The 25,588-nt window shown below is 58.9% G+C and carries 19 protein-coding genes; 8 read left to right on the top strand and 11 right to left on the bottom strand.

Annotation, left to right across the window (positions count from 1 at the left end; genetic code table 11):
* Positions 1-25: 25 nt before the first annotated feature.
* Complete coding sequence (locus tag PSH65_RS10710) at positions 26-607, top strand: PilZ domain-containing protein (RefSeq protein WP_305426180.1); 582 nt, start codon at positions 26-28, stop codon at positions 605-607.
* Between the two features lie 14 nt (positions 608-621).
* On the top strand, positions 622-1,344 hold the full coding sequence (locus tag PSH65_RS10705; RefSeq protein WP_305426179.1) for a glycerophosphodiester phosphodiesterase: 723 nt from the start codon (positions 622-624) through the stop codon (positions 1,342-1,344).
* 42 nt (positions 1,345-1,386) lie between these two features.
* Here the strand turns inward: PSH65_RS10705 and sthA are convergent, their stop codons facing one another.
* A complete protein-coding gene (gene sthA / locus PSH65_RS10700; RefSeq protein WP_007907752.1) occupies positions 1,387-2,781 on the bottom strand; it encodes a Si-specific NAD(P)(+) transhydrogenase in 1,395 nt (464 codons plus the stop codon).
* A 206-nt stretch (positions 2,782-2,987) separates the two neighbouring features.
* Entirely contained in the window at positions 2,988-4,037 is a 1,050-nt protein-coding gene (locus PSH65_RS10695; protein ID WP_305426178.1) for an FAD:protein FMN transferase, read from the bottom strand.
* Positions 4,038-4,237: 200 nt separating this feature from the next.
* Between PSH65_RS10695 and PSH65_RS10690 the strand changes: the two genes are divergently transcribed.
* Positions 4,238-5,536 (top strand): MFS transporter, encoded by a 1,299-nt coding sequence (locus PSH65_RS10690; protein ID WP_305426177.1) that lies wholly within the window; start codon positions 4,238-4,240, stop codon positions 5,534-5,536.
* Between the two features lie 195 nt (positions 5,537-5,731).
* On the opposite strand, the gene PSH65_RS10685 is transcribed toward PSH65_RS10690, so the two are convergent.
* Together PSH65_RS10685 and PSH65_RS10680 are read right to left on the bottom strand one after the other, a co-directional pair.
* Positions 5,732-7,195, bottom strand: a complete 1,464-nt coding sequence (locus tag PSH65_RS10685; protein WP_305426176.1) for a glyceraldehyde-3-phosphate dehydrogenase — start codon at positions 7,193-7,195, stop codon at positions 5,732-5,734.
* 98 nt (positions 7,196-7,293) lie between these two features.
* Entirely contained in the window at positions 7,294-7,446 is a 153-nt protein-coding gene (locus PSH65_RS10680; RefSeq protein WP_305426175.1) for a hypothetical protein, read from the bottom strand.
* A gap of 111 nt (positions 7,447-7,557) precedes the next feature.
* On the opposite strand from PSH65_RS10680, the gene mfd reads away from it, so the two are divergent.
* The 3 genes from mfd to PSH65_RS10665 are packed head-to-tail and all read left to right on the top strand — an operon-like array spanning position 7,558 to position 14,298.
* Positions 7,558-11,007 carry a transcription-repair coupling factor gene (mfd, locus tag PSH65_RS10675; RefSeq protein WP_305426174.1) on the top strand — a complete coding sequence of 1,150 codons (3,450 nt, stop codon included), beginning with the start codon at positions 7,558-7,560 and terminating at the stop codon, positions 11,005-11,007.
* Between the two features lie 10 nt (positions 11,008-11,017).
* Positions 11,018-11,596: a CsiV family protein gene (locus PSH65_RS10670; protein ID WP_305426173.1), complete on the top strand. Its 579-nt coding sequence runs from the start codon at positions 11,018-11,020 to the stop codon at positions 11,594-11,596.
* 11 nt (positions 11,597-11,607) lie between these two features.
* Positions 11,608-14,298, top strand: coding sequence for a DEAD/DEAH box helicase (locus tag PSH65_RS10665; RefSeq protein ID WP_305426172.1), 2,691 nt, complete (start codon positions 11,608-11,610; stop codon positions 14,296-14,298).
* Positions 14,299-14,417: 119 nt separating this feature from the next.
* On the opposite strand, the gene PSH65_RS10660 is transcribed toward PSH65_RS10665, so the two are convergent.
* The 4 genes from PSH65_RS10660 to PSH65_RS10645 form a co-directional block, all read right to left on the bottom strand.
* Entirely contained in the window at positions 14,418-17,723 is a 3,306-nt protein-coding gene (locus PSH65_RS10660) for a DEAD/DEAH box helicase (protein ID WP_305426969.1), read from the bottom strand.
* 44 nt (positions 17,724-17,767) lie between these two features.
* Complete coding sequence (locus PSH65_RS10655) at positions 17,768-18,505, bottom strand: S-methyl-5'-thioinosine phosphorylase (RefSeq protein WP_305426171.1); 738 nt, start codon at positions 18,503-18,505, stop codon at positions 17,768-17,770.
* Positions 18,506-18,517: 12 nt separating this feature from the next.
* On the bottom strand, positions 18,518-19,516 hold the full coding sequence (gene nagZ, locus PSH65_RS10650; RefSeq protein ID WP_305426968.1) for a beta-N-acetylhexosaminidase: 999 nt from the start codon (positions 19,514-19,516) through the stop codon (positions 18,518-18,520).
* 170 nt (positions 19,517-19,686) lie between these two features.
* Positions 19,687-20,394, bottom strand: a complete 708-nt coding sequence (locus tag PSH65_RS10645; RefSeq protein WP_007907768.1) for a TetR/AcrR family transcriptional regulator — start codon at positions 20,392-20,394, stop codon at positions 19,687-19,689.
* Between the two features lie 229 nt (positions 20,395-20,623).
* Here PSH65_RS10645 and lexA point away from each other — a divergent pair, with 229 nt between their 5' ends.
* Positions 20,624-21,232, top strand: a complete 609-nt coding sequence (gene lexA / locus PSH65_RS10640) for a transcriptional repressor LexA (protein WP_007907770.1) — start codon at positions 20,624-20,626, stop codon at positions 21,230-21,232.
* A gap of 10 nt (positions 21,233-21,242) precedes the next feature.
* Positions 21,243-21,716, top strand: a complete 474-nt coding sequence (gene sulA, locus PSH65_RS10635; RefSeq protein WP_008073066.1) for an SOS-induced cell division inhibitor SulA — start codon at positions 21,243-21,245, stop codon at positions 21,714-21,716.
* Between the two features lie 93 nt (positions 21,717-21,809).
* Here the strand turns inward: sulA and PSH65_RS10630 are convergent, their stop codons facing one another.
* The 3 genes from PSH65_RS10630 to topA all read right to left on the bottom strand — a co-directional run bounded on the left by PSH65_RS10630 (position 21,810) and on the right by topA (position 25,479).
* Complete coding sequence (locus tag PSH65_RS10630; protein ID WP_007907774.1) at positions 21,810-22,043, bottom strand: hypothetical protein; 234 nt, start codon at positions 22,041-22,043, stop codon at positions 21,810-21,812.
* Positions 22,044-22,184: 141 nt separating this feature from the next.
* Entirely contained in the window at positions 22,185-22,709 is a 525-nt protein-coding gene (locus tag PSH65_RS10625; RefSeq protein ID WP_038979974.1) for a DUF6586 family protein, read from the bottom strand.
* A gap of 142 nt (positions 22,710-22,851) precedes the next feature.
* The gene (topA, locus tag PSH65_RS10620) at positions 22,852-25,479 is read right to left on the bottom strand and encodes a type I DNA topoisomerase (protein WP_305426170.1); all 2,628 of its coding nucleotides are present in this window, start codon (positions 25,477-25,479) and stop codon (positions 22,852-22,854) included.
* Positions 25,480-25,588: the final 109 nt, after the last annotated feature.

Below are 25,588 nucleotides of genomic sequence, written 5' to 3'. Positions count from 1 at the left end.
CCACCGCCGCTACCATGGGTTCGCCATGTCGACATTAGATGAAGAAGATCGCCGCGAATACTACCGTATCGAGGACACGATCGCACTGGAAATTCGGCCCCTGTCTGCTCCCGAAGCCGCAGGCCAGGAAGTGTTGCAGGATGCTTCCCCTCTATTCAACCTGCTCAGCGAACTGCACCTGAGCGAATTCGAGTCGCAACACCTGCTGCGACAGATCAGCGAACGCGACCGCACCATCGCCGCGTTCCTGAAATCCCAGAACAAACGCATCGACCTGCTGAGTCAGGTGGTCGCCCTGACTGTGCTCGGACAGATCGGCGAGCCGCAGCCGGTGATCATCTCCGAAGGCGGCATCGACTTTCAGTATCCGACACCCATTGCCGTCGACGCGCACCTGTCGATCAAACTGGTGCTGATGCCACAAGCCCTCGGCCTGTTGCTGCGGGCACGCGTCACCCATTGCGACCGCAAGGGCGACGGCTACGACGTCGGCACCGAGTTCGAATACCTGTCCGATGCCCAGCGGCAATTGCTGGCCCGTTACATCTTGCAGCGACAGGCACAAGAACGACGCCTGGCCCGCGAACAAAACGAATCAGGCATTTAATTTAAGGAAGAACCGTGACTCTCATCTACGGCCATCGCGGCGCCAAGGGCGAAGCACCGGAAAACACCCTGACCAGCTTTCAGGAATGCCTCAAGCACGGCGTACGTCGTTGTGAACTGGACTTGCACCTGTCCAAAGACGGCGAGTTGATGGTGATCCACGACCCGACCCTCAAACGCACCACCGACCGCCGCGGCAAAGTGGTCGAACACACGGCGGCAGAGCTAGTGACCTACGACGCGCGCAAGGGTGGCCCGGGCTGGATCAAACCTTGCCCGATTCCAACGCTGGAAGAATTGTTCGAAAAATGCGATTTCGAGCACTGGCAGCTGGAAGTCAAAAGCGCTTCACGCACCCGTGCCGCGACCACCGTGCTGGCGATTCGTGAACTGGCCCAGCGTTTCGGCATGCGGGACAAGGTCACGATCACGTCGAGCTCACGCGAAGTATTGAAAGCCGCGCTGGACCTGGTGCCGGACGTGTCTCGCGGATTGGTGGCCGAATACGCCTGGCTCGACCCGCTGAAGGTCGCGCAAAACTATGGCTGTGAGATGCTGGCGCTGAACTGGACCCTGTGTACGCCGGAACGCCTGCAGAAGGCGCAGCGTCAGGGGCTGCATGTGTCGGTGTGGACAGTCAACGAGCCCGCGCTGATGCGCAGACTCGCCGACTTCGGCGTTGACAGCCTGATTACAGACTTTCCCGGTTTGGCCACTGCCACGCTCGAGAATTGCTGAAATCGGTCTCCCCGGCCGGCTCAGGCCACCGGCCGGAGCCGCTCAAAAAAGCCGGTTGAGGCCATCGTACGCCGCTACCCGATAGGCTTCGGCCATGGTCGGGTAGTTGAACGTCGTGTTGACGAAGTACTTCAGCGTGTTCAGTTCGCCCGGCTGGCTCATGATCGCCTGACCGATGTGCACGATCTCCGACGCCTGATAACCGAAGCAGTGAACGCCCAGCACTTCCAGGGTCTCGCGGTGGAACAGGATTTTCAGCATGCCCTGAGGCTCGCCGGCAATCTGTGCACGCGCCATGCTCTTGAAGAACGCCTTGCCGACTTCGTACGGCACCTTGGCCTGCGTCAGCTCTTGCTCGTTCTTGCCGATCGAGCTGATCTCCGGAATGGTGTAGATGCCGGTCGGCACGTCATTCACGAAGCGCCAGCTATTGTTATCGACGATGCTGCCAGCAGCTGAGCGACCCTGGTCGTGGGCGGCACTGGCCAGGCTCGGCCAGCCAATCACATCACCGGCACCGTAAATGTTCGGTACGCAGGTGCGGTAGGCTTCGTCGACTTCGATCTGGCCACGGCTGTTGACCTTCACGCCGATGTTTTCCAGACCCAGCTGGTCGGTGTTGCCGGTACGGCCGTTGCACCAGAGCAAGGCATCGGCCTTGATCTTCTTGCCGGACTTGAGGTGCAGGATCACGCCGTTGTCCACGCCTTCGACGCGGTCGTAATCTTCGTTGTGACGAACCGTGATGTTGTTGTTACTGAAGTGGTAACTCAGCGCCTGGGAAATTTCCGAGTCGAGGAAGCTCAGCAACTGACCGCGGTTGTCCACCAGCTCCACCAGCACACCCAGGCCACTGAAGATCGAGGCGTATTCGCAACCGATAACACCAGCGCCGTAAACGATGAGTTTGCGCGGGGTGTGGCCAAGGCTGAGGATGGTGTCGCTATCGTAGATACGCGGGTGATGGAAATCGATGTCCGCCGGGCGATAAGGACGCGAGCCGGTAGCGATGATGATGTGCTTGGCCACCAGTTTTTCAACCACGCCGTTGGCGCAGACCACTTCGATGGTTTGCTCGTCGGCGAAGCTGCCGGTACCGAAGAACACGTCGACACGGTTACGGGCGTAGTAGCCGGTACGCGAGGCGACTTGTTTGGAGATGACTTTTTCGGCGCTTTTCAAAACGTCCGGGAACGAGAACCAGCGCGGCTCACCAATGGCCCGGAACATCGGGTTGGTGTTGAACTGCATGATCTGCCGGACCGAGTGACGCAAGGCCTTGGACGGGATGGTGCCCAGGTGGGTGCAGTTGCCGCCGACCTGGCGACGGCTATCGACCATCGCCACCTTGCGCCCTGCCTTGGCGGCGTTCATTGCCGCGCCTTCTCCCGCCGGGCCGGAACCCAACACCACCACATCGTAGTTGTAGACAGCCATGCGTACTCCTCAGAACAGGCCGCGGCGCCCTCGGCACCTGCAGCTAAATCACGCCGATCTGCGGCGTGAAGGAACAATTTGGGGCCAGTACAGAACCCGGACACAGTCTATAGAAGCGTCAACGCCGGGCACATTAACCCTTGGTCGCGTCGTAGGCTAGTTTTGCCTGCACTACAACGCCATCAAAAATGCTTTTGATCCCGCAATCACTTGGTTTTCTCACCCGCCAGGCGCTCAAAAGCCTGATTGGTGCGGATGACGAAACCTGTATCGGCACGAATCACAAAGAATGCACCAATGTCATGGGTTTCGGCATAGTCCCAACCCCGTTCAGGACCGAGAATCAGCAACAGCGTCGATAGGCCATCGGCCATTAACGCTGAAGGATGAATCACTGTGACTGACGCCAGGGTGTGTAGGACCGGTGCACCGGTGCGGGCATCGAAGGTGTGGGAATAGCGCTGGCCGTTTTGCTGAAAATAATTACGGTAGTCGCCGGACGTGGACACACCGTAGCCGTCGACGGCGATGATGCGTTTGGCCACTTGTTGGTCATCGCGGGGCTCTTCCAGGGCGACGTGCCAGGCCGAACCATCGGGCTTGTGCCCCGTAGCCTTGAGCTCTCCAGTGGCTTCAGCGAGGTAACTGTCGATACCCAAGGCCTCGAGCCTGCCGGCGATCCGGTCGACAGCATAGCCAGCGGCGAGACTGTTGAAGTCAACTTCCACCGCGGCATCCTTACACAACTGATCACCGTCGATGCGCAAGTGGCTGTGGCCGACGCGTTGCTGCACCTCGGCGAGCGCTTCGGCACTCGGAACTTTTTCCTCTCGCGCCTGCGGACCGAATCCCCAAAGGTTGAGCAACGGCTCCACCGTCAAATCGAAGGAGCCGTCGCTTTGGGATGACAACTTCTCGCCCACACGGATCAATTCGAGCACAGGGCCAGGCATGAACTGACAGCGACCGGCCGGCAATGCGTTGAAGCGTACGGTGTCCGAGTCGCTGCGATAGGTCGAGAATTGTCGATCCACTTCGGCGAGGATACTTTCTACTTCGGCCTGCACCGCTTTCGGCCCGGGCGTGGAGGAATGTCTTACGTATTGAATGGAATAACGACTGCCCATGGTCGGGCCATCGAAGCGTTCCAGGCTGTCGCCGTTGCCGCAACCGGACAAAACGCCGGCCAGCACCACAAGTCCACTCCACCGTCCAGTTAACAAATCTTCATCTCCCCTCAAAACCGCGCCCGCCATTATGGGCCTCAGAGCGCATGAGAGCGAGGTCTGCCAGCGCCCGTCAGCCAGACGCAAAACCTGTGGAAGCGAGCCTGTGTGGCGAGGGGCTTGCCCCCGTCCGATTGCGAAGCAATCGTAAGTCCGGTCACCGCTATCGCGAGCAGGCTCCCACAGGTGCAGCGTTTTCAAACAAGATTTACCAGCGTGAGTACCTACAAATGCCTTCCAACACGAGCAACGGCAAAGCAATTTTTCGCGTCGTCAGCGGAAACTTCCTGGAGATGTTCGACTTCATGGTCTACGGCTTTTACGCCACGGCCATTGCAAAAACCTTCTTCCCTGCCGACAGCGCTTTCGCTTCCCTGATGCTGTCTTTGGCCACTTTCGGCGCCGGCTTCCTGATGCGTCCGTTGGGGGCGATTTTCCTCGGGGCTTACATCGACCGTCACGGCCGCCGCAAAGGCCTGATCATCACATTGGCGATGATGGCCGCCGGCACACTATTGATTGCGTGCGTGCCGGGTTACGCGACGCTGGGTGTCGCGGCGCCGCTGATCGTATTGCTTGGTCGCCTGTTGCAAGGCTTCTCGGCGGGCGTGGAGCTGGGCGGTGTGTCGGTGTACCTCGCCGAAATCTCCACACCAGGCCGTAAAGGCTTCTTCGTCAGCTGGCAGTCCGCCAGTCAGCAAGCCGCGGTGGTCTTCGCTGGCCTGCTCGGGGTGGGTTTGAACCATTGGCTCAGCCCGGAAGAAATGGGCGAATGGGGCTGGCGCGTGCCGTTCCTGATCGGCTGTATGATTGTGCCGGCGATCTTCGTGATTCGCCGCTCGCTGGAAGAAACCCCGGAATTCCAGGCGCGTAAGCACCGCCCTACCCTGCAGGACATTGTTCGCTCGATTGGTCAGAACTTCGGCATCGTCCTCGCCGGCATGGCGCTGGTGGTGATGACCACGGTGTCGTTCTACTTGATCACCGCCTACACCCCGACCTTTGGCAAAGCCGAACTGCATCTGTCGGATCTGGATACGTTGCTGGTGACCGTGTGCATTGGCCTGTCGAACTTCTTCTGGCTGCCGGTGATGGGCTCTGTGTCTGACAGGATCGGGCGCAAACCCCTGCTGTTGGCGGCGACGATTCTGGCGATCCTCACGGCTTATCCAGCGCTGTCATGGCTGGTGGCGAACCCGAGCTTCAGCCACCTGCTGATCGTCGAGTTGTGGCTGTCGTTCCTGTATGGCTCCTACAACGGCGCCATGGTGGTGGCCCTGACCGAGATCATGCCGGTGGAAGTTCGCACGACCGGTTTCTCCCTTGCCTACAGCCTCGCGACCGCGACCTTTGGTGGTTTCACACCGGCGGCCTGTACGTATCTGATCCATGTGCTGGACAACAAGGCGGCGCCGGGGATCTGGCTCAGTGCCGCGGCGGTGCTGGGGTTGATTGCGACGCTGGTGCTGTTCAAAGGCAATCGACATGAACTGCGGACTGCGCAAGCGGCAGTGGTCGGCGGTGCCTGATAAATCGCCATCGCGGGCAAGCCCGCTCCCACAGGGTTCTGCGGCGCTCCCACCATTGCGAAACCACCACCAAAACATGTGGGAGCGGGCTTGCCCGCGATGAGGCCCCGCATAAACAACACACCTACAACTGACAAACCGCATAAACAAAAACGCCCCGACCAAAGTCGGGGCGCTTTCATGTGCGGCTAAGGCTTAGCGCGGGAATGCTGGCGGGTTTACACCGGCCATGTCTTCCATCACGCGGACTACCTGGCAGCTGTAACCGAACTCGTTGTCGTACCAGACGTACAGAACAACGCGGTTGTCCTGAACGATGGTCGCTTCAGCGTCCACAACGCCTGCGTGGCGCGAGCCAACGAAGTCGGTGGAAACCACCTCCTGCGAATTAACGTAGTCGATTTGCTTGTGCAGATCGGAGTGCAGCGCCATGTAGCGCAGGTACTCGTTCATCTCTTCACGGGTGGCAGCTTTCTCAAGGTTCAGGTTGAGAATGGCCATCGACACGTTCGGCGTCGGAACACGGATCGCGTTACCGGTCAGCTTGCCGGCCAGCTCAGGCAGTGCCTTGGCGGCAGCGGTGGCAGCACCAGTCTCGGTGATCACCATGTTCAACGCGGCGCTACGGCCACGACGATCGCCCTTGTGGAAGTTGTCGATCAGGTTCTGGTCGTTGGTGTACGAGTGAACGGTTTCGACGTGACCGTTGATGATGCCGAACTTGTCATTCACAGCCTTCAGCACCGGCACGATGGCGTTGGTGGTGCAGGAAGCGGCGGACACGATCTTGTCCTCAGCGGTGATTTCACCGTGGTTGATGCCGTGAACGATGTTCTTCAACTTGCCTTTGCCAGGCGCGGTCAGAACAACGCGGTCGATACCCGGGCATGCCAGATGCTGGCCCAGGCCGTCGGCGTCACGCCATACACCGGTGTTGTCCACCAGCAAGGCATTTTTGATGCCGTACTGGGTGTAGTCCACTTCAGTCGGGTTCTTCGCGTAGATAACCTGGATCAGGTTGCCGTTCGCGGTAATGGTGTTGTTGGCTTCATCAATAGTGATGGTGCCATTGAACGAACCGTGCACCGAGTCGCGACGCAGCAGGCTGGCACGCTTGACCAGATCGTTCTCGGCGCCCTTGCGGACAACGATGGCACGCAGACGCAGGCCGTCGCCACCACCGGTTTTCTCAATCAGGATGCGCGCCAGCAGACGACCGATACGACCGAAGCCGTACAGGACAACGTCGGTGCCGGTACGGCCGGAACCATTCTGCTTGCCGACCACATCAGCCAGTTCGTCACGGACGAACGCTTCGGCGGTACGGCCATTGCCTTCGGCTTTGAATTTGACGGCCAGCTTGCCCAGGTCTACCGAAGCAGCGCCGAGCTTGAGCTCGCTCATTGCCTTGAGCAGCGGGAATGTTTCGTGGACGGACAATTCGCTGTCATCGGACTGGCGATGGCGAGCAAAGCGGTGAGCTTTGAGGATCGCGATGACAGACTGGTTGATCAGACTGCGGCCATAGATCGAGCTCACCACATTGTTATTGCGGTAGAGCTGACCGATAAGCGGAATCATCGCTTCTGCGAGTGCTTCACGGTCGATCCATTCACCAAGACACTGGTCGGGCTTCTGAGTCACGGGAACCTTCCACATGTAGGGGCTGAAAAAAGGGGCTACATTATGCCGCCGACTGCCTCCCGTAGCAATGCGCGCCTGTCGCACGGACGGTAACAAAATCCCGTTCAAAAAAATTACGCCCAGCCCCAGCCCAGTAAAACCGGGGCCTCCAGCATCGTCAATTTTTTGGAGATATCGCCGCCTTGTCCGTAACCATCCGTAACACGCGTTCGTTTTGCCACTACATAATCAGCAATTTTCACTAAAAAACCACTCGATTTTGTCATTACCACTACATTTTGCCCAACCCGCGTAATAGACATATCTGCAACTGACAGCCGGCACCTGAGGCCGTTACAATTGTCGACTTTGTCGCAACGCTTGGAGCTCAACCTTCCGTGCCCGTTCTGCGTCTACCGCTTCTCCCTGCCGCGGCAGGTAAACAGCACTGGGGCAACCTGCCCGGTGCCGCCCTGAGCCTGGCCATTGCCGAGGCCGCCAGCGCTGCCAAGCGCTTTACCCTGCTACTGACCGCCGACAGCCAGAGTGCCGAACGGCTGGAACAGGAGCTGAGTTTCTTCGCCCCGGATTTGCCTGTCCTGCATTTCCCCGACTGGGAAACCCTGCCCTACGACCTGTTCTCGCCACACCAGGACATCATCTCTCAGCGCATCTCCAGCCTGTATCGGTTGCCGGAGCTGGAGCATGGCGTGCTGGTCGTGCCAATTACCACGGCCCTGCACCGCCTGGCGCCGACCAAATTCCTGCTCGGCAGCAGCCTGGTGCTGGATGTCGGCCAGAAGCTTGATGTCGAGCAAATGCGCAGCAGGCTTGAGGCCAGCGGCTATCGTTACGTCGATACTGTCTATGAGCACGGCGAATTCACCGTGCGCGGCTCGCTGATCGATCTGTTCCCGATGGGCAGCAAATTGCCCTTCCGTATCGATCTGTTCGACGACGAAATCGAAACCCTGCGTACCTTCGATCCGGAAAACCAGCGCTCCATCGACAAGGTGGGCACTGTTCGCCTGCTGCCGGCGCGGGAGTTCCCGCTGCAAAAGGACGCGGTCACCCGCTTCAAGGCGCGCTTCCGTGAGCGTTTCGATGTCGACTTCCGTCGCTGCCCGATCTTTCAGGATTTGAGCAGCAGGATTACACCGGCCGGTATCGAGTACTACTTGCCGCTGTTCTTCGACGAAACCTCCACGCTGTTCGATTACCTGCCTCAGGACACACAAGTGTTCTCTTTGCCGGGCATTGAACAGGCGGCGGAGAATTTCTGGAACGACGTGCGCAATCGCTATGAAGAGCGCCGCGTCGATCCATCCCGTCCTTTATTGCCACCGGCCGAGCTGTTCTTGCCGGTGGAGGACTGCTTTGCCCGCCTGAAGAGCTGGCCCCGTGTGGTTGCCAGTCAGCAGGACGTTGAAACCGGTGTCGGTCGCGAGCGCTTCCCGGCTCAGCCGCTGCCGAACCTGGCCATCGAAGCCAAGGCCACTCAACCGTTGGCGGCGCTGGCCGGTTTCCTCGACGAATTCCCTGGCCGAGTGCTGTTTACCGCCGAGTCCGCGGGCCGTCGTGAAGTGCTGCTGGAATTGCTGGAACGCCTGAAGCTGCGACCGAAAACCGTCGACAGCTGGCCAGACTTTGTTGCGAGCAAGGAGCGCTTGGCGATCACCATCGCGCCGCTCGACGAAGGTCTGCTGCTGGACGATCCAGCCCTGGCCCTGATCGCTGAAAGCCCGTTGTTCGGTCAGCGCGTAATGCAGCGCCGTCGTCGCGAGAAACGTGCTGACGCCAACAACGATGCAGTGATCAAAAACCTCACCGAGCTGCGCGAGAACGCGCCGGTGGTGCACATCGATCATGGTGTCGGCCGTTATCTGGGGCTGACGATCCTGGAAATCGACAACCAAGCCGCCGAATTCCTGACCCTTGAATATGCCGAGAACGCCAAGCTGTACGTCCCGGTAGCCAACCTGCATTTGATCGCTCGTTATACCGGAAGCGACGATGCCCTGGCACCGCTGCACCGCCTCGGCTCCGAGACCTGGCAGAAAGCCAAACGCAAAGCCGCCGAACAAGTGCGCGACGTGGCCGCCGAGTTGCTCGACATTTATGCCCGTCGCGCCGCTCGCGAGGGTTATGCCTTCGCCGACCCGAAAGCCGATTACGCGACCTTCAGCGCCGGTTTCCCGTTCGAAGAAACCCCGGACCAGCAGACCACCATCGAAGCGGTGCGCGCCGACATGCTCGCACCGAAACCGATGGATCGTCTGGTTTGCGGCGACGTCGGTTTCGGCAAGACCGAAGTGGCCATGCGCGCGGCGTTCATCGCGGTGCACGGCGGTCGTCAGGTGGCGATTCTGGTGCCGACCACCCTGCTCGCCCAGCAGCACTACAACAGTTTCCGCGACCGCTTTGCCGACTGGCCGGTGACCGTGGAAGTGATGAGCCGCTTCAAGTCGACCAAGGAAGTCAATGCCGCGGTCGCGGACTTGGCCGAAGGCAAGATCGACATCGTCATCGGCACACACAAGCTGCTGCAAGACGACGTGAAGATCAAAAACCTCGGGCTGGTGATCATCGACGAAGAGCACCGTTTCGGTGTCCGTCAGAAAGAACAGCTCAAAGCACTGCGCAGTGAAGTCGACATCCTGACGCTGACCGCTACACCGATTCCGCGCACGCTGAACATGGCGGTGTCGGGCATGCGCGACCTGTCGATCATCGCCACGCCACCGGCCCGTCGCCTGTCGGTGCGCACATTCGTCATGGAGCAGAACAAGAGCACGGTCAAAGAGGCCCTGCTCCGTGAGTTGCTGCGTGGCGGTCAGGTCTACTACCTGCACAACGACGTGAAGACCATCGAGAAATGCGCCGCCGACCTCGCCGAACTGGTGCCGGAAGCGCGGATCGGCATCGGCCATGGACAGATGCGCGAACGTGAACTCGAACAAGTGATGAGCGACTTCTATCACAAGCGCTTCAACGTGCTGATCGCCTCGACCATCATCGAGACCGGCATCGACGTGCCGAGCGCCAACACCATCATCATCGAGCGTGCCGACAAGTTCGGTCTGGCGCAGTTGCACCAGTTGCGTGGCCGCGTCGGTCGCAGCCACCACCAGGCGTATGCTTACCTGCTGACACCGCCGCGCCAGCAAATCACTCCCGACGCGGAAAAGCGCCTCGAAGCGATTGCCAATACCCAGGACCTCGGCGCGGGCTTCGTGCTCGCCACCAACGACCTGGAAATCCGTGGTGCCGGCGAACTGCTGGGCGACGGGCAGAGCGGGCAGATCCAGGCCGTCGGCTTCACCCTGTACATGGAAATGCTCGAGCGCGCGGTGAAGTCGATCCGCAAGGGCGAACAGCCGAACCTCGATCAACCGTTGGGCGGTGGTCCCGAAGTCAATCTGCGTGTACCGGCGTTGATTCCCGAGGACTACCTGCCGGATGTTCATGCTCGACTGATTCTCTACAAACGCATTGCCTCGGCCACCGACGAGGAAGGCCTCAAGGACCTGCAAGTGGAGATGATTGACCGTTTCGGTCTGCTGCCGGAGCCGACCAAAAACCTGGTGCGGATCACGGCGCTGAAATTGCAGGCCGAACAACTGGGCATCAAGAAAGTCGACGGCGGCCCGCAAGGTGGTCGTATCGAGTTCGCGGCGCAGACACCGGTTGACCCGCTGACACTGATCAAGTTGATCCAGAGCCAGCCCAAACGCTACAAATTCGAAGGCGCCACGATGTTCAAATTCCTCGTGCCGATGGAGCGCCCGGAAGAACGCTTTAATACTGTAGAGGCGCTATTCGAGCGCCTCATTCCGACCACTGCTTGAAGGACGCCGCATGCGCCTGTTTCGCTCACTGACCTTGTTGACGACGTTGTTGATGTCTCTGCTCGCCTCGACGGCGTCTGCCGATGATCTGTATCAGGTTGAAATGATTCTGGTACGGCAAAATGCCGTGCCCGCCATCGTCAGCCGCGCCGCACCGGAGGACTGGGATGCCGGCGCCCAACGTATCAGCCCCGACAGCTTTCGCACGCCGAGCCTGAATGCTGAAGTGGAAAAACTCAGCGCCAGCAACAACTACACGGTGTTACTGCACAAGGCCTGGCAACAGAACCTGGGTGAAGAAGCCAGCAAAGTTGCGATCAGCGAGGGCAAGGAGCAGTTTGGCCAGTACCCGATCGAGGGCACGCTAAGCCTGAAACTGGGGCGCTTCACCGACGTTGACGCCGATTTCTGGGTCAACCAGATCGATGCCAACGGCCTGGTTACCGCCAGCGAACGCCTGAAACAGGAAAGCCACACCAAAAACGGCCAACTGAACTTCCTCGATAACGGCCATCTGGGCCTGCTGATCAAGATCACTTCGCTGACCGCCCCTGCGCCTCGGCCAGTCCCTGATGTAATTCCGGACTGATTGACGCCTTTATGCCTCCGACCCTGAGCAAACCCCTGGCAACATCCTGGGTCAGCCGATTCAAAGAACAGAGCCTGGAGCGTGGCCGTCGCTACGCACTGGAAAACCGCGTCAGGATCGTCGAAGTCGGCGATGCCACCATCACCGCCAGTTGCGAAGGCTCTGGCGGTAACGTTTACCGTCAGACCATTCGCCTGCGCGAGTCGGCCAAAGGCACCTTGCTGATGATCGACGCCACGTGCACCTGCCCGGTTCACAGCAACTGCAAACATTGCGCTGCAGTGTTGCTGCAAGTGCAGGAAACCCTTGCGTATCCGGCGGCCGCCAAAGACGCTGAACTGCTGGAAAAACTTCAGGCCGTCCTGGAAAACCGTAGCCCGAAAGCGCCGCCGCAAGTCTTGGTGGACAACGTGCAGCCGGTGCCGCGCCTGTGGCTGGCGAGCATTGAGTTCAGCGCCTTCGAACCGCGCAACGGCAAAATGCAGCGGTACATCCAGCATCGCGCGGCGCTGTCCTTCAGCTATCTGGATGAATACGTCAGCGGACAGAAAAACACTGACATCCTGATTCGCCAAGAGACGCAGACGTTACGGATAAAACGTCACCCGGAAGTCGAACAGGCCTACAGGGAACAGTTGCGAATCCTCGGTTTCAAGATCGCCACCCGACAAAGCAAGGCCTTGCCGGAAAGTGCCGGCGAACTCTACGAGATGGTCAACGACAGCGCCTGGCTGACCTTCACCCTCAATGAGCTGCCGAAGCTGCGCACCCAGGGGTGGGAGCTGCAGATCGACGAGGATTTCGGCTTCGACCTGACGGCCGTGGACGACTGGTACGCCACCGTCGAGCAGGCACCGGAGCGCGACTGGTTTGATCTGGAACTGGGAATCATCGTCAACGGCGAACGGCTTAGCCTGCTGCCAATCCTGTTGAACCTGATGCGCTCCCACACCGAGATCCTCAACCCGGAACGGCTCGCCCGACGTCGTGACGATGAACTGATTCTGGTGAACATCCCGCAGCGCCGCAGCACCGACCAAGGCCCGTTGCAGGTCGCCCTGCCCTTCGGCCGCTTGAAGCCGGTGCTGGCCACCCTCGGCGAGTTTTATCTGCAAGAGCCCGGCGAAACCACGCTGCGCCTGAGCAAGGCCGACGCCACGCGACTGAATCCGCTGGAAGGCCTGCCGTTGCTCTGGGAAGGTGGCGAGCAGATCCGCACCTTTGCCCAACGCCTGCGCGATATCAAGGACCATACCGCGGTGGCACCCGAAGGCTTGAATGCCACCTTGCGCCCGTATCAGCTGGAAGGCCTGAGCTGGATGCAGTCGTTGCGGCAACTGGAAGTCGGCGGGATTCTCGCGGACGACATGGGTCTGGGCAAAACCCTACAGACCCTGGCGCACATTCTTAGCGAGAAGAACGCCGGGCGCCTTGATCGGCCGTGCATGGTGGTCATGCCCACCAGCCTGATCCCCAACTGGCTCGACGAAGCGGCGCACTTCACGCCGCAGCTCAAAGTGCTGGCGCTGTACGGTGCCAGCCGCAAAAAGCATTTCGAGCACCTGGCCGATTACGACCTGATTCTGACCACCTATGCGCTGCTGCCCAAGGACGTCGAACGCCTGGCCGCGCAACCGTTTCATGTACTGGTGCTGGATGAAGCGCAGTACATCAAGAACCCCAACAGCAAGGCCGCACATGCAGCCCGTGAGCTGAATGCTCGCCAGCGTCTGTGCCTGAGCGGCACGCCACTGGAAAACCATCTGGGCGAGTTGTGGTCGCTGTTCCACTTCCTGCTGCCCGGCTGGCTCGGTGACGTGAAAAGCTTCAACCGCGATTACCGCGTACCGATAGAAAAGCGTGCCAGCGAAGTAAGACTTCAGCACCTCAACGGTCGGATAAAACCGTTCCTGCTGCGCAGAACCAAGGAACAGGTGGCCACCGAACTGCCGCCGAAAACCGAGATCATCCATTGGATCGAACTCAACGAAGCCCAGCGCGACGTGTACGAAACCATGCGCCTGGCCATGGACAAAAAAGTCCGCGACGAAATCACCCGCAAGGGCGTGGCGCGCAGTCAGATCATCATTCTTGAAGCCCTGCTGAAGCTGCGTCAGGTGTGCTGCGATTTGCGTCTGGTCAACGATGCTGCCCTGCCCGCACGCGGCAGCACTTCCGGCAAGCTCGATAGCCTGATGGAAATGCTGGAGGAGTTATTCGAAGAAGGTCGGCGAATTCTGCTGTTTTCGCAGTTCACCTCAATGCTGTCGCTGATCGAGGACGAGCTGAAAAAGCGTGGCGTGGCGTATGCGATCCTGACCGGACAAACCCGCGACCGACGCACGCCGGTGAAGGAGTTCCAGAGTGGCAAGCGTCAGATCTTTCTGATCAGCCTGAAGGCTGGTGGCGTAGGACTGAACCTGACCGAAGCGGATACGGTGATTCACTATGACCCTTGGTGGAACCCTGCGACGGAAAATCAGGCGACTGATCGTGCGTATCGCATTGGTCAGGAGAAGCCGGTATTCGTCTACAAGATGATTGCCAGAGGCACGGTGGAAGAGAAAATTCAGCATTTGCAGAAGGAAAAATCCGATCTTGCCGCAGGCGTGCTGGATGGGCGCAAAACCGGGGACTGGAAGTTGCAGAGTGATGATATCGAGGCGTTGTTTGCGCCGTTGCCGGAAAAAATTGATAGGTAGCGTCGATATCTCGACGCGCCTTCGCGGGCAAGCCTCACTCCTACAGGAAATCACTGTACCTGTGGGAGCTAGGCTTGCCCGCGAAGGCGTCACTGCGGCCCCACTGAAGAGATCAGCTATCAGGATTTGGGATCGGGCAAAGGCGCGAACAGCGCCTCAATATCACTCTGTTCAAGCTTCCACCCCCCACTCGCTCCACCTTCGAGCACGGCCCCGGTCAACGCCGCCTTCTCCTGCTGAAGCGCTTGTATTTTTTCTTCGACCGTACCGCGGGCAATCATCTTGTAGACGAATACCGGTTTGTCCTGACCAATTCTGTAGGCTCGGTCGGTCGCCTGGTTTTCTACTGCCGGGTTCCACCATGGATCGAAGTGAATCACCGTATCTGCCGCCGTCAAATTGAGACCGGTCCCTCCAGCCTTCAGGCTAATCAGGAACAACGGCACCTTGCCACTCTGAAAATCTTTTACCGGTGTGCGCCGATCCATGGTGTCGCCGGTCAATAACGAGTAACCAATGCCGCGTTGCTGCAGCTCCTGCTCAATCAACGCGAGCATCGAGGTGAACTGCGAGAACAGCAAAATCTTGCGATCTTCGCTGAGCAACTCTTCAAGCATCTCCATCAAGCTGACCAGCTTTCCGCTGCCTGAGCGAAGAGCTTTTGCCGTCAGCGTCGTTTTGATCAATCGCAGATCGCAGCACACCTGACGCAGCTTGAGCAAAGCGTCGAGGATGATGATCTGACTGCGCCCGACGCCGCTGCGGGCAATCTCATCGCGCACCTTCTTGTCCATTGCCACACGCACGGTTTCATACACGTCCCGCTGCCCATCGCTAAGGTCGACCCAATGCACGATCTCGGTTTTGGGAGGCAATTCGGTAGCAACCTGTTCTTTCTTGCGGCGTAGCAGAAAGGGTTTTATTCGGGCCGTCAGGTGTTGCATCCGCTCGCTATTGCCGTGTTTCTCGATCGGTGTGCGATAGTCGCGATTGAAGGTTTTACTGTCGCCGAGCCAACCGGGCAGTAAAAAGTGAAACAGTGACCACAACTCACCCAAGTGGTTTTCCAGTGGGGTGCCAGACAGGCACAAACGCTGCCGAGCCTCTAATTGTCGGGCTGCCTGAGCTGCTTTACTGACCGGGTTCTTGATGTTCTGTGCCTCATCGAGAATCAGCACGCTCCAGACCTGAGGCTGCAAAACCTCCAGATCGCGCGGTAGCAATGCGTAAGTCGTCAACACCAGGTCGTATTCGGCAAGGTTAGCAAAATCGTTTTGCCGTCCAGCCCCATGGAGCGCCAGGACTTTTAGTTGCGGAGTGAAGCGTGCCGCTTCGTCGAGCCAGTTGGGGATGAGGCTGGTAGGCATCACGGCAAGTGCCGGGCGGTCGAGACGTCCCGCCTGTTTTTCCAGTAGTAAATGAGTCAGGGCTTGCAGCGTTTTCCCCAAGCCCATGTCGTCGCCGAGAATACCGCCGACTTCCAGCTCGCGAAGGGTCTGCATCCAGTTCAGGCCTTCGAGCTGGTACGGCCGCAGCACCGCATTGAGGTCTTCTGGGGCAGCAACGTGTGCGTGAGTCGATTCACGCAAGCGTTTCGCGAAAGTGCGCAAACGCTCACCGCCCTGCCATACCAGTGGCAGACTTTCGAGCTCACTCAACCGCGCCGCATCAAGAGCATTCAGGCGCAACGAATTCCCGCTGCTTACGCTCAAATACAACTCGCCGAGCGTGGCCATTAATGGCTTGATCCGCCCGAGAGGCAGGGCGACTTTCGTACCTGGTTTCGCTCCTAACTGCCCACTATTGAGATCGATCAATACCTGATCGTTATCGTCGCGTCGGGTTAGCTCAGCCGGGCTCATCAACTGTGGCTGATTGCGTAACAAATGCAGCAGAATCGGCAGCAGGCTGTGGCGCTCGCCATTGACCACGATCCCCAATTGCAGATCGAACCATTCGCGGCCCGGCGATTCCTCAATATCGGCATACCACTCTTCTACGGACTGCAAATTGAAATGAAAGCCGTCAGTAATACTGATCTGCCAATTGGCCTCTCTGAGCGCCGGCACCCCGGATTGCACAAAAGCAAGCCATGTCGATTCATCCGGCAAGTCGAACATTTCGCCTGCGCTATCGGGTAACGCATTACTTTTACGCGTGGCCTTTTTAAAGCCTTGTTTTTGCAACGCCTGACGCAGGGCTTTTTCGGCAACCGGTTTACGCTGAATGCGCTGGGTTTCGGTGCCAAAGAGTACCGATACTTCCGTGGATTTTTTGTCCGCGGCCATGTGGCCGTTGTAAGTGAACGCCAGCGCTGCGCGGTGCTCCAGTTCGTATTTCCAGTTTGTATAACGCTTGGTTGTTGCGAGGGTCAGGAAAGCCTGGGGCTCAATATCATCGACGATCCGCTCGGTCAACGTGTGCGGCGCAGGCGCTACCCGAGTTACGGCGCTCATCCGATGACTGAATTGCATCGCCTGTCGCGCCGGGATGTCGGGAACCAAAGACAAGTGGCTGGCCAGTTTGTTGCCCAGCTCACTCAGCAGCGGTCCAACCTCCATCCTTTCGCGGTCCAGATAATATAAAGGCTCCAGCGCCAGAATCGTTTCCTCAGAAGTTTCATCGCTACGCCACTGCGGACGGAAACTGCCATTGCCTTGTTCAGCCCAGGCAAACTGCGCAGATCTCTTCTTTCCAAATGCCAAGGGCTGCAGTTGCTCGAAATCGAGAAACAATCGTGAAGTTTTCAACGCCAACTGAAGGACTTCGGCCCCGCTGCTGCCTTGCAAGGGATACCCACTGTAGTAAGAATGGGAGGAGTGGACTGCGACCAGCAATCTGGCGATGCGCAGGTCAAGCTCTGATAGATAGCCCGGCTCTCGCATCAGCGCATCTGACGGCGAAAACACAGATTTGATGTCCTGCAATCGGCCATCCTTGAGCTGACGAGCCTTGCAAATTTCCAGCAACCACTTGCCTGCGGTGGACGTGGCTTTGAGTTTGTACACCCAGCACGTGCCGGCACTCTGCACAGCTCCATCGCAGTCTGGAGCCTCGCGAGGAATATCATTGAGCCAGCGTTCCAAATCGCGGTTCAGGCGAACCGGGGCAGAGCTCTCGCTCGACTCAACAGGAACGTCTTGCAGATGATAAATGACCGTTGCACAGTGCTTGCAATCGATCACTACGGGACATGAGCAGCTGCAATCCAGCACGAACACACCGTCCTCATATTCAATGAGTTCGATGGACTGTTCGTAGATATTCCCTTCAGAGCCTTTGCAAGTCGCGCTAACCGTCAGATCATCAAGGTCGATGATCTTGACCCGATTCTCCTTGGCGTATCTGAGCGCCTTATCCAGAGCACGATTGCTGAATGCCGCCGTCCACGGCATCTGATGAAGTTGCTCAATGATTGTCGGCATAAATTCAACTTCTGATAATGACTGGATTATATGGGGGTTACGTCTTAGCCCTTCAACACCCACGCCAACGTCGACTTCACCTTGCCCATCCCGTCATGCAATGCCTGCTCGATCTCGGCCATGGTAATCACCGCTGTCGACTTGCCCGCCGCCGGGTTCACCACCAGCGCCAGACAGGCGTAATCCAGTTCCAGCTCTCGCGCCAATGCTGCTTCCGGCATGCCGGTCATGCCGACGATGTCACAACCATCACGTTCCAGCCGCGCAATTTCAGCGACGGTTTCCAGACGTGGCCCCTGGGTGCAGGCGTACACGCCTTGGCTGCTGTAGCCAACGCCTTCAGCCGCCAACGCCGCGATCAATTGCTGACGCAGGGGTTCGTTGTAGGGATAGCTGAAGTCGATGTGTGTGACCTGTTCCAGGTCATCGGCAAAATAAGTGTGTTCGCGACCGCTGGTGTAGTCGATCAATTGATGCGGCACGCAGAAATGCCCGGTGCCCATCGCAGTATGAATCCCGCCCACGGCGTTGACCGCGAGAATCGCTTTGGCACCGGCCTGCTTCAAGGCCCACAGGTTGGCGCGGTAGTTCACCTGATGCGGCGGGAATCGGTGTGGGTGCCCATGACGCGCGAGAAACAGCACTTCCTTGCCGGCGAACTCACCGATCTGCACTTCAGCCGAAGGCGCGCCGTAAGGCGTGTCCACCGCCAATGACTGACGAATGCTCAGGCCTTCAAGTTGTGTCAGGCCGGTGCCGCCGATAATCGCGTAAACCGTCATAGCGAAAAGCCCTTAATCAATCAATTGAGCTTCTCTGAGCGCGCCGATGGCCGCCAGCCAGCGCGGGTCTTGACGGTATTCGGTGTTGGCGTATGCCTGCCCGCGCATCCGCGCGATACGCGCCGAAGGCTTGACCTTCAAACGCTGGGCGGCGCTCAAGGCCAACTCGGCAGCTGCGCGATCGTTGCACACCAGGCCCATGTCGCAACCGGCGGTCAATGCCGCTTCGATGCGACTGGCGGCATCGCCGACCACGTGGGCGCCGGCCATCGACAGGTCGTCGCTGAAGATCACACCGTCGAACTGCAGTTCGCCGCGCAGGATGTCCTGCAACCAGCGACGGGAGAAACCTGCAGGCTGGGAATCGACTTGAGGATAAATAACGTGGGCCGGCATGACAGCGGCCAGTTGCTTGCTCAATCGCGCAAACGGCACCAGGTCGTTGGCGCGGATTTCGTCGAGGCTGCGCTCGTCGTTGGGAATCGCGACGTGGGAATCGGCCTCGGCCCAACCATGACCTGGGAAATGCTTGCCGGTGGCGGCCATTCCGGCACTGTTCATGCCGCGGATGAATGCACCGGCGAGCAAGGTGGCGCGCTCGGGATCACCTTCGAACGAACGGGTGCCAACAACGGCGCTGCGCTGGTAATCCAGGTCCAGCACCGGGGCGAAGCTCAAGTCGAGACCGACCGAGAGCACTTCGGTCGCCATGATCCAGCCACACTGCTCGGCCAGTTCTTCGGCATTCGGGTTATCGGCGATGGCACGCATGGCTGGCAGTCGCACAAAGCCTTGACGCAGCCGTTGAACCCGACCGCCCTCTTGATCCACCGCGAGCAGCAAGTCGGGACGAATGGCGCGGATCGAAGCGCTCAACTCGCGCACTTGGCGCGGGTGTTCGATGTTGCGGGCAAAAATGATCAGGCCGCCCACTTCGGGCTGGCGCAACAATTGGCGATCTTCAGCCGTCAGCCAGGTACCGGCGACGTCCACCATCAACGAGCCTTGCAGGCCAGCAGTCATAGAGATTCCTTGATTACGAGAAACCCGGCTCGCACGAATTCGCCGCCATGGGCTGGGCCCGGCAGGTCGGCGATATCAATGAGGAGCGGGTTCAGAACGAGAGTCGGCATGGGCGGCTAGCTTAGCGGATGTCAGCTGCCGCGCCCACCCGTGTGCGGTTAAACCTTGGCGGCGACCGGGGCCGATTTGCTGCGTGGACGCAACTGCGCGGTGGCCATGGCCGTGTCGGTGACACCGGTTTCGGCCCGCATGCCAGCGGCCAGGAACGGCACCATCAGACGCATCACTTGCTCGATGGAGGTGTTGACGCCGAAGTCGGTCTCGGCAATCGCACGCAAGGCCTTGATCCCCGACATGCTGAACGCCGCGGCACCCAGCATGAAGTGCACACGCCAGAACAGTTCGATCGGGGGAATGCGCGGCGCGGCCTCGTTGACCAGCATCATGTAGCGGCGGAATACCTTGCCGTACATGTCTTCCAGATAACGGCGCAAATGCCCTTGGCTCTGACTGAACGCCAGCCCCAGCAAGCGCATGAAGATGGACAGATCATTGCCGCTGCGTGGCTGCACTACCAGAGCTTGCTCGACCAGAATCTCCAGCAGCTCTTCAAGGGTTGGCTTGTTTTCGGGCTTGGCCTGACGGCGCTCCAGCTCTTTATCGAGACTGAGGCAGAACGGCCCGAGAAAACGCGAGAAGACCGCCTGGATCAGCGCCTTCTTCGACCCGAAGTGATAATTCACCGCCGCCAGATTGACACCAGCCTTGCTGGTGATCAGACGCAATGAGGTTTCAGCAAAACCTTTTTCCGCGAACAACTGCTCGGCAGCATCGAGAATGCGTTCAACGGTTTCCGACTGGGCCATGGCTACTCCGCCTGACAAACACTTGTTTGAAACATACGTTTCAGCCCTGGCCTTGTCAAGTCTGGCGGTTCGTTTTGGGAATGGTCGGTCAGGTATTTAACCATACAACAGTGCCGCTTCAATCAGCGAGCAAAATGACCGTCCAGCGGCCGACAAAAAAAGGGGCATTGCCAAGACCGGTTCACTGTATATAATCCCAGTCACTGTATAAAAAGACAGAGCGATCAATATGCTAAAGCTGACGCCACGCCAAGCAGAGATTCTGGCCTTCATCAAACGTTGCCTCGAAGACAACGGCTACCCGCCGACCCGCGCGGAAATCGCTCAGGAACTGGGTTTCAAGTCCCCCAATGCGGCGGAAGAACACCTCAAGGCGCTGGCCCGCAAGGGAGCGATCGAGATGACCCCGGGTGCCTCCCGCGGCATCCGCATCCCTGGCTTCGAAGCCAAGGCCGACGAGTCCAGCTTGCCGATCATTGGCCGGGTGGCTGCCGGTGCGCCGATCCTCGCCCAGCAGCACATCGAAGAATCCTGCAACATCAACCCTTCGTTCTTCCATCCTCGCGCTGACTATCTGCTGCGGGTCCATGGTATGAGCATGAAGGACGTCGGCATTTTCGACGGTGACCTGCTGGCCGTCCACACCACCCGTGAAGCCCGTAACGGCCAGATCGTGGTGGCGCGGATCGGCGACGAAGTGACCGTCAAGCGCTTCAAGCGCGACGGCAGCAAGGTTTGGTTGATTGCCGAAAACCCTGAATTCGCCCCTATCGAAGTCAACCTGAAAGATCAGGAACTGGTTATCGAAGGCTTGAGTGTCGGCGTGATTCGCCGCTAAAGGAGGCTTTATGCAGTTCCCACATACCTCACAGCAAGCCCAACTGCCGTTGTTCGAGGCGTTCATGGCACAGCCATTGGCGCCGATCCTGAAAGACGTGGTCGAATCGCCCTGGAGCGCCGAGCCTGAAGTTTTCAGCGAGCTATCACTGCGCGGCGCGGCCGGGAACTGCCTGAACCTTCTGGCACCGATTCTCAGGGAACTGAGCCAGGATCAGGATGCACGCTGGCTGACACTGATCGCCCCGCCCGCCAGCCTGACACAAGCCTGGTTACGGGACGCCGGTCTGAACCGTGAGCGCATTCTGCTCCTGCAACCGCGCGGCACGCAGAGCGCTCAGCAGTTGACCTGCGAAGCCTTGCGACTTGGCCGCAGCCATACGGTCGTCAGCTGGCTTAACCCGCTGAGCACAACATCGCGGCAACAGTTGATCAGCGCCGCCCGTATCGGGGATGCGCAAAGTCTGAATATTCGACTGGGCTAACTGACAAGCACTGTGCGCGCTGAATAACGCGGGGCTTCTCCAGGGATAGAGAAGCCAATCTGTAGAGGTATTCGAAGAATCCGACGGGCGGGATCAATGAAGAACCCGTGGCCCCTCTTCCTTATCAAATTCGCCTTCAACCAGGCGTCCTGCCATCTGAACACCGACGCTCAACATCGCCTTGGCGACTTCCACATGCTGGCCTTGCAGGAAAACCTTGGCATCCTCGGAGAAATCCAAAGTAACCAGAGAACCCTCGTCCTCGGCCCTGCGCAGCTCGATTCGGCCGTCTGGTAACTCGACAATTTCTAGAAAGGACGTTGGCATAAAGGTCTGTTCTCCACGAAAGGCGGGGATTATATAGGCATCAGCCAAGCTTCGCTCGGGATCTTGACCAGATGCCATCATGAAGGGAAATTTCTGACAGTACTCTTCCCTGAGCGGACCCCTCTCTAAACACTCAAACTTTCAGCACTCGTTCAACCCTTCGCGAAACCGAATCGCCAGACCTTTAAGGTTCTGACGCCAGCTCTCCAACTCTTCCCGACTCAACTCCTCCGGTGCCTCTTCTTCATCCAGATTAACGGCCAGAATGAGCGGCTGCGTCACATCGCCCTTGGGCTTGTGCGGAGCGCGAGGCGGCTGAAACAGTGCGGCATGTGCCGACAGCAGTTTGGCCAGCCAGGTTTCAGGGTTTTGCGCCAGTTCAACCATCTCGGCCATTTCCGGAATAGCGATGGTTTCGAGCACTTCGCGGGTCAGCAGCATCTCTGCACGCGGCGCATTGGCCTGAGGCAGCCGATAGAAACCGGCGATTTCATGGCACAGCCCCAACAGCGCACCGTACAGGTGAAACAACGCCGATTCGCGCCCGGCCTGAATCAGCGCCAGGGAGTTCATCGCCCGTCCCTCTTCGGCTTTGGCGAGCGCTTCCAGCGACAGGCCGGCGAAATAAATCTTCTGGTTGGTACGGGTATAGAGTTCGTGGGCCATGACGGCAGCCTCCACAACGAAATAATTGCTTCACGCAGGTCAGACAGTGTCGTGGATCACCTGAGCTCACCGCAAGCCCAAAACAAAAAGGCCGCATGAAAACCCGAGGGTTGTCATGCGGCCTTTTTGTGTACAGCGGCTTTTAAGCCTTGGCTGCTGGACGCTTGTCTTCAACCGTCCACTTGCCGCCGTCGTAATACGCCTTCCAGCCAGTCGGTTTACCGTCGACCTCAGTCTGCACGTATTGCTCTTTGGTCTTGCGGCTATAACGGATCACTGCCGGGAGACCGTCCGGGTCTTTCTTCGGCGCTTCGCAGAGGAAGTGATACTTCGGATCGATCTCATCCTTGTGCGGCACGATCTCCATGACCAATGGAGCACGGGTCTCGCGGTTTTTCGGGAACTGACTGGCCGCCAGGAACAGGCCGGAAGCACCGTCGCGCAGAATGTAGGTGTCGTTGACCTTCTCGCATTTGAGCTCAGGCATCTTCACCGGATCCATCTTCGGCGGCGCCGCGTCACCGCTTTTCAGCAGCTTGCGGGTGTTCTTGCAGGTGGCATTGGTGCAACCGAAGAACTTGCCGAAACGACCGGTCTTGAGCTGCATCTCGCTGCCGCACTTGTCGCATTCCAGGCTCGGACCTTCATAGCCTTTAATGCGGTAGGTGCCCTCTTCGATCTCGTAACCAGAGCAATCCGGGTTGTTACCGCAGATGTGCAGCTTGCGCTTCTCGTCGAGCAGGTAAGCGTCCATGGCCGTGCTGCAGATCGGGCAGCGATGCTTGCCACGCAGGACCAGCGACTCGGACTCACCCTCGTCGTCCGCGGCGATTTCATCGCCCGGCACCAGGTTGACGGTGGCTTTGCAGCGCTCTTTCGGCGGCAGGCTATAGCCCGAGCAACCGAGGAATACGCCCGTCGAAGCAGTGCGGATCTGCATCGGACGACCGCACAACACGCACGGAATGTCAGTCATCACCGGCTGATTGGCGCGCATGCCGCCTTCGGCGCTTTCGGCTACTTCGAGTTTCTTCTTGAAGTCGCCATAGAACTCGTCGAGCACGTTTTTCCAGTCGCGCTCGCCCTGAGCGACGTCATCGAGGTTCTCTTCCATGCCGGCGGTGAAGCCGTAGTCCATGAGATTGGAGAAGCTCTCGGCCAGACGCTCAGTGACGATGTCGCCCATCTTTTCCGAATAGAAACGACGGTTGTGCAGCGCCACGTAGCCGCGGTCCTGGATAGTCGAAATGATCGCCGCGTAGGTCGAAGGACGACCGATGCCGCGTTTTTCCATTTCCTTAACCAGGCTCGCTTCCGAGTAACGCGCCGGCGGCTTGGTGAAGTGCTGGGTCGGATCAAGCTTGATCAGCTTCATCGCATCGCCCTGAACCATATCCGGCAACACATCATCATCGCCAGGCTTGGCAATTTGCGGCATGACGCGGGTGTAACCGTCGAACTTCAGGATGCGGCCCTTGGCACGCAGCTCGAAGTCACCGGCACCGACGGTGACCGTGGTCGACAGGTATTGCGCCGGCAGCATCTGGCAGGCCAGGAACTGGCGCCAGATCAGCTCGTAAAGCCGCTCGGCATCACGCTCCATGCCCGACAGCTTGCTTGGCTCGGTATTGGCGTCGGACGGACGAATCGCTTCGTGAGCCTCTTGTGCGCCTTCCTTGCTGCTGTAGATGTTCGGGTTTTCCGGCAGGTACTTCTTGCCGAACTCGCCTTCAATATAGGTACGCGCCATCGTCACGGCATCGGCCGAGAGGTTGGTGGAATCGGTACGCATATAAGTGATGTAGCCAGCTTCGTACAAACGCTGGGCCATCATCATGGTTTTCTTCACACCGAAGCCCAGGCGGTTACTCGCAGCCTGCTGCAGGGTGGAAGTGATGAACGGTGCCGACGGCTTGCTGCTGGTCGGTTTGTCTTCGCGCTTGACGATGCTGTAGCTGGAAGCCTTGAGCTTTTCCAGCGCGGCCATGGCCTGGGCTTCGTTGAGCGGCTTGAAGGCTTCGCCTTTCTCGCGGGCTACGTCGAAGCGCACGGTCGCGCCCTTGGCGGTGCCGAGGTCGGCGTGGACTTCCCAGTATTCTTCCGGGTTGAACGCGCGGATTTCACGCTCACGCTCGACCACCAGCTTCACGGCAACCGATTGCACGCGACCGGCGGACAGGCCACGGGCGACCTTGGCCCACAGCAGCGGCGAAACCATGTAACCCACTACGCGGTCGAGGAAGCGACGCGCCTGCTGGGCGTTTACTCGATCGATGTCCAGCTCGCCCGGTTTGGAGAAGGCTTCCTGGATCGCTTTCTTGGTGATTTCGTTGAACACCACGCGCTTGTAGCGGCTGTCGTCACCACCGATGGCTTCGCGCAGGTGCCAGGCAATGGCTTCCCCCTCGCGATCCAAGTCGGTTGCGAGATAGATGGTGTCAGCATCTTTGGCGAGCCGGCGCAGCTCTTCGATGACTTTTTCCTTGCCCGGGAGGATCTCGTACTTGGCTTTCCAGCCATGATCGGGATCAACACCCATGCGCGAGACCAGCTGCTTGCGCGCTTTCTCTTTCGGCGAGAGCACCGGACCTTCACTTGCGGCGGCCTTGCCGCGCTTGGCGGCAGGCTCTTTGCTGGCGCTAGCCGAACCGCTGGTGGGCAGGTCTCGGATATGGCCGATACTCGACTTCACCACGTATTGGTTACCCAGATACTTGTTGATGGTCTTGGCCTTAGCCGGGGATTCCACAATGACCAGCGATTTGCCCATGGATCAGAAAATTCCTGAATTCTAGAAGTGAAAGGCGGTTGGCGCCTGACGCGGCACCGCTATATATAGTGGCTACAAGGTGAGGTCAAGCGCAGGGTTCTGCGCGCAC

Source organism: Pseudomonas sp. FP603 (assembly GCF_030687415.1).
In the GTDB taxonomy this organism is placed as follows: Bacteria; Pseudomonadota; Gammaproteobacteria; order Pseudomonadales; family Pseudomonadaceae; genus Aquipseudomonas; species Aquipseudomonas wuhanensis.
This window is presented reverse-complemented; position numbering and strand designations above follow the sequence as displayed.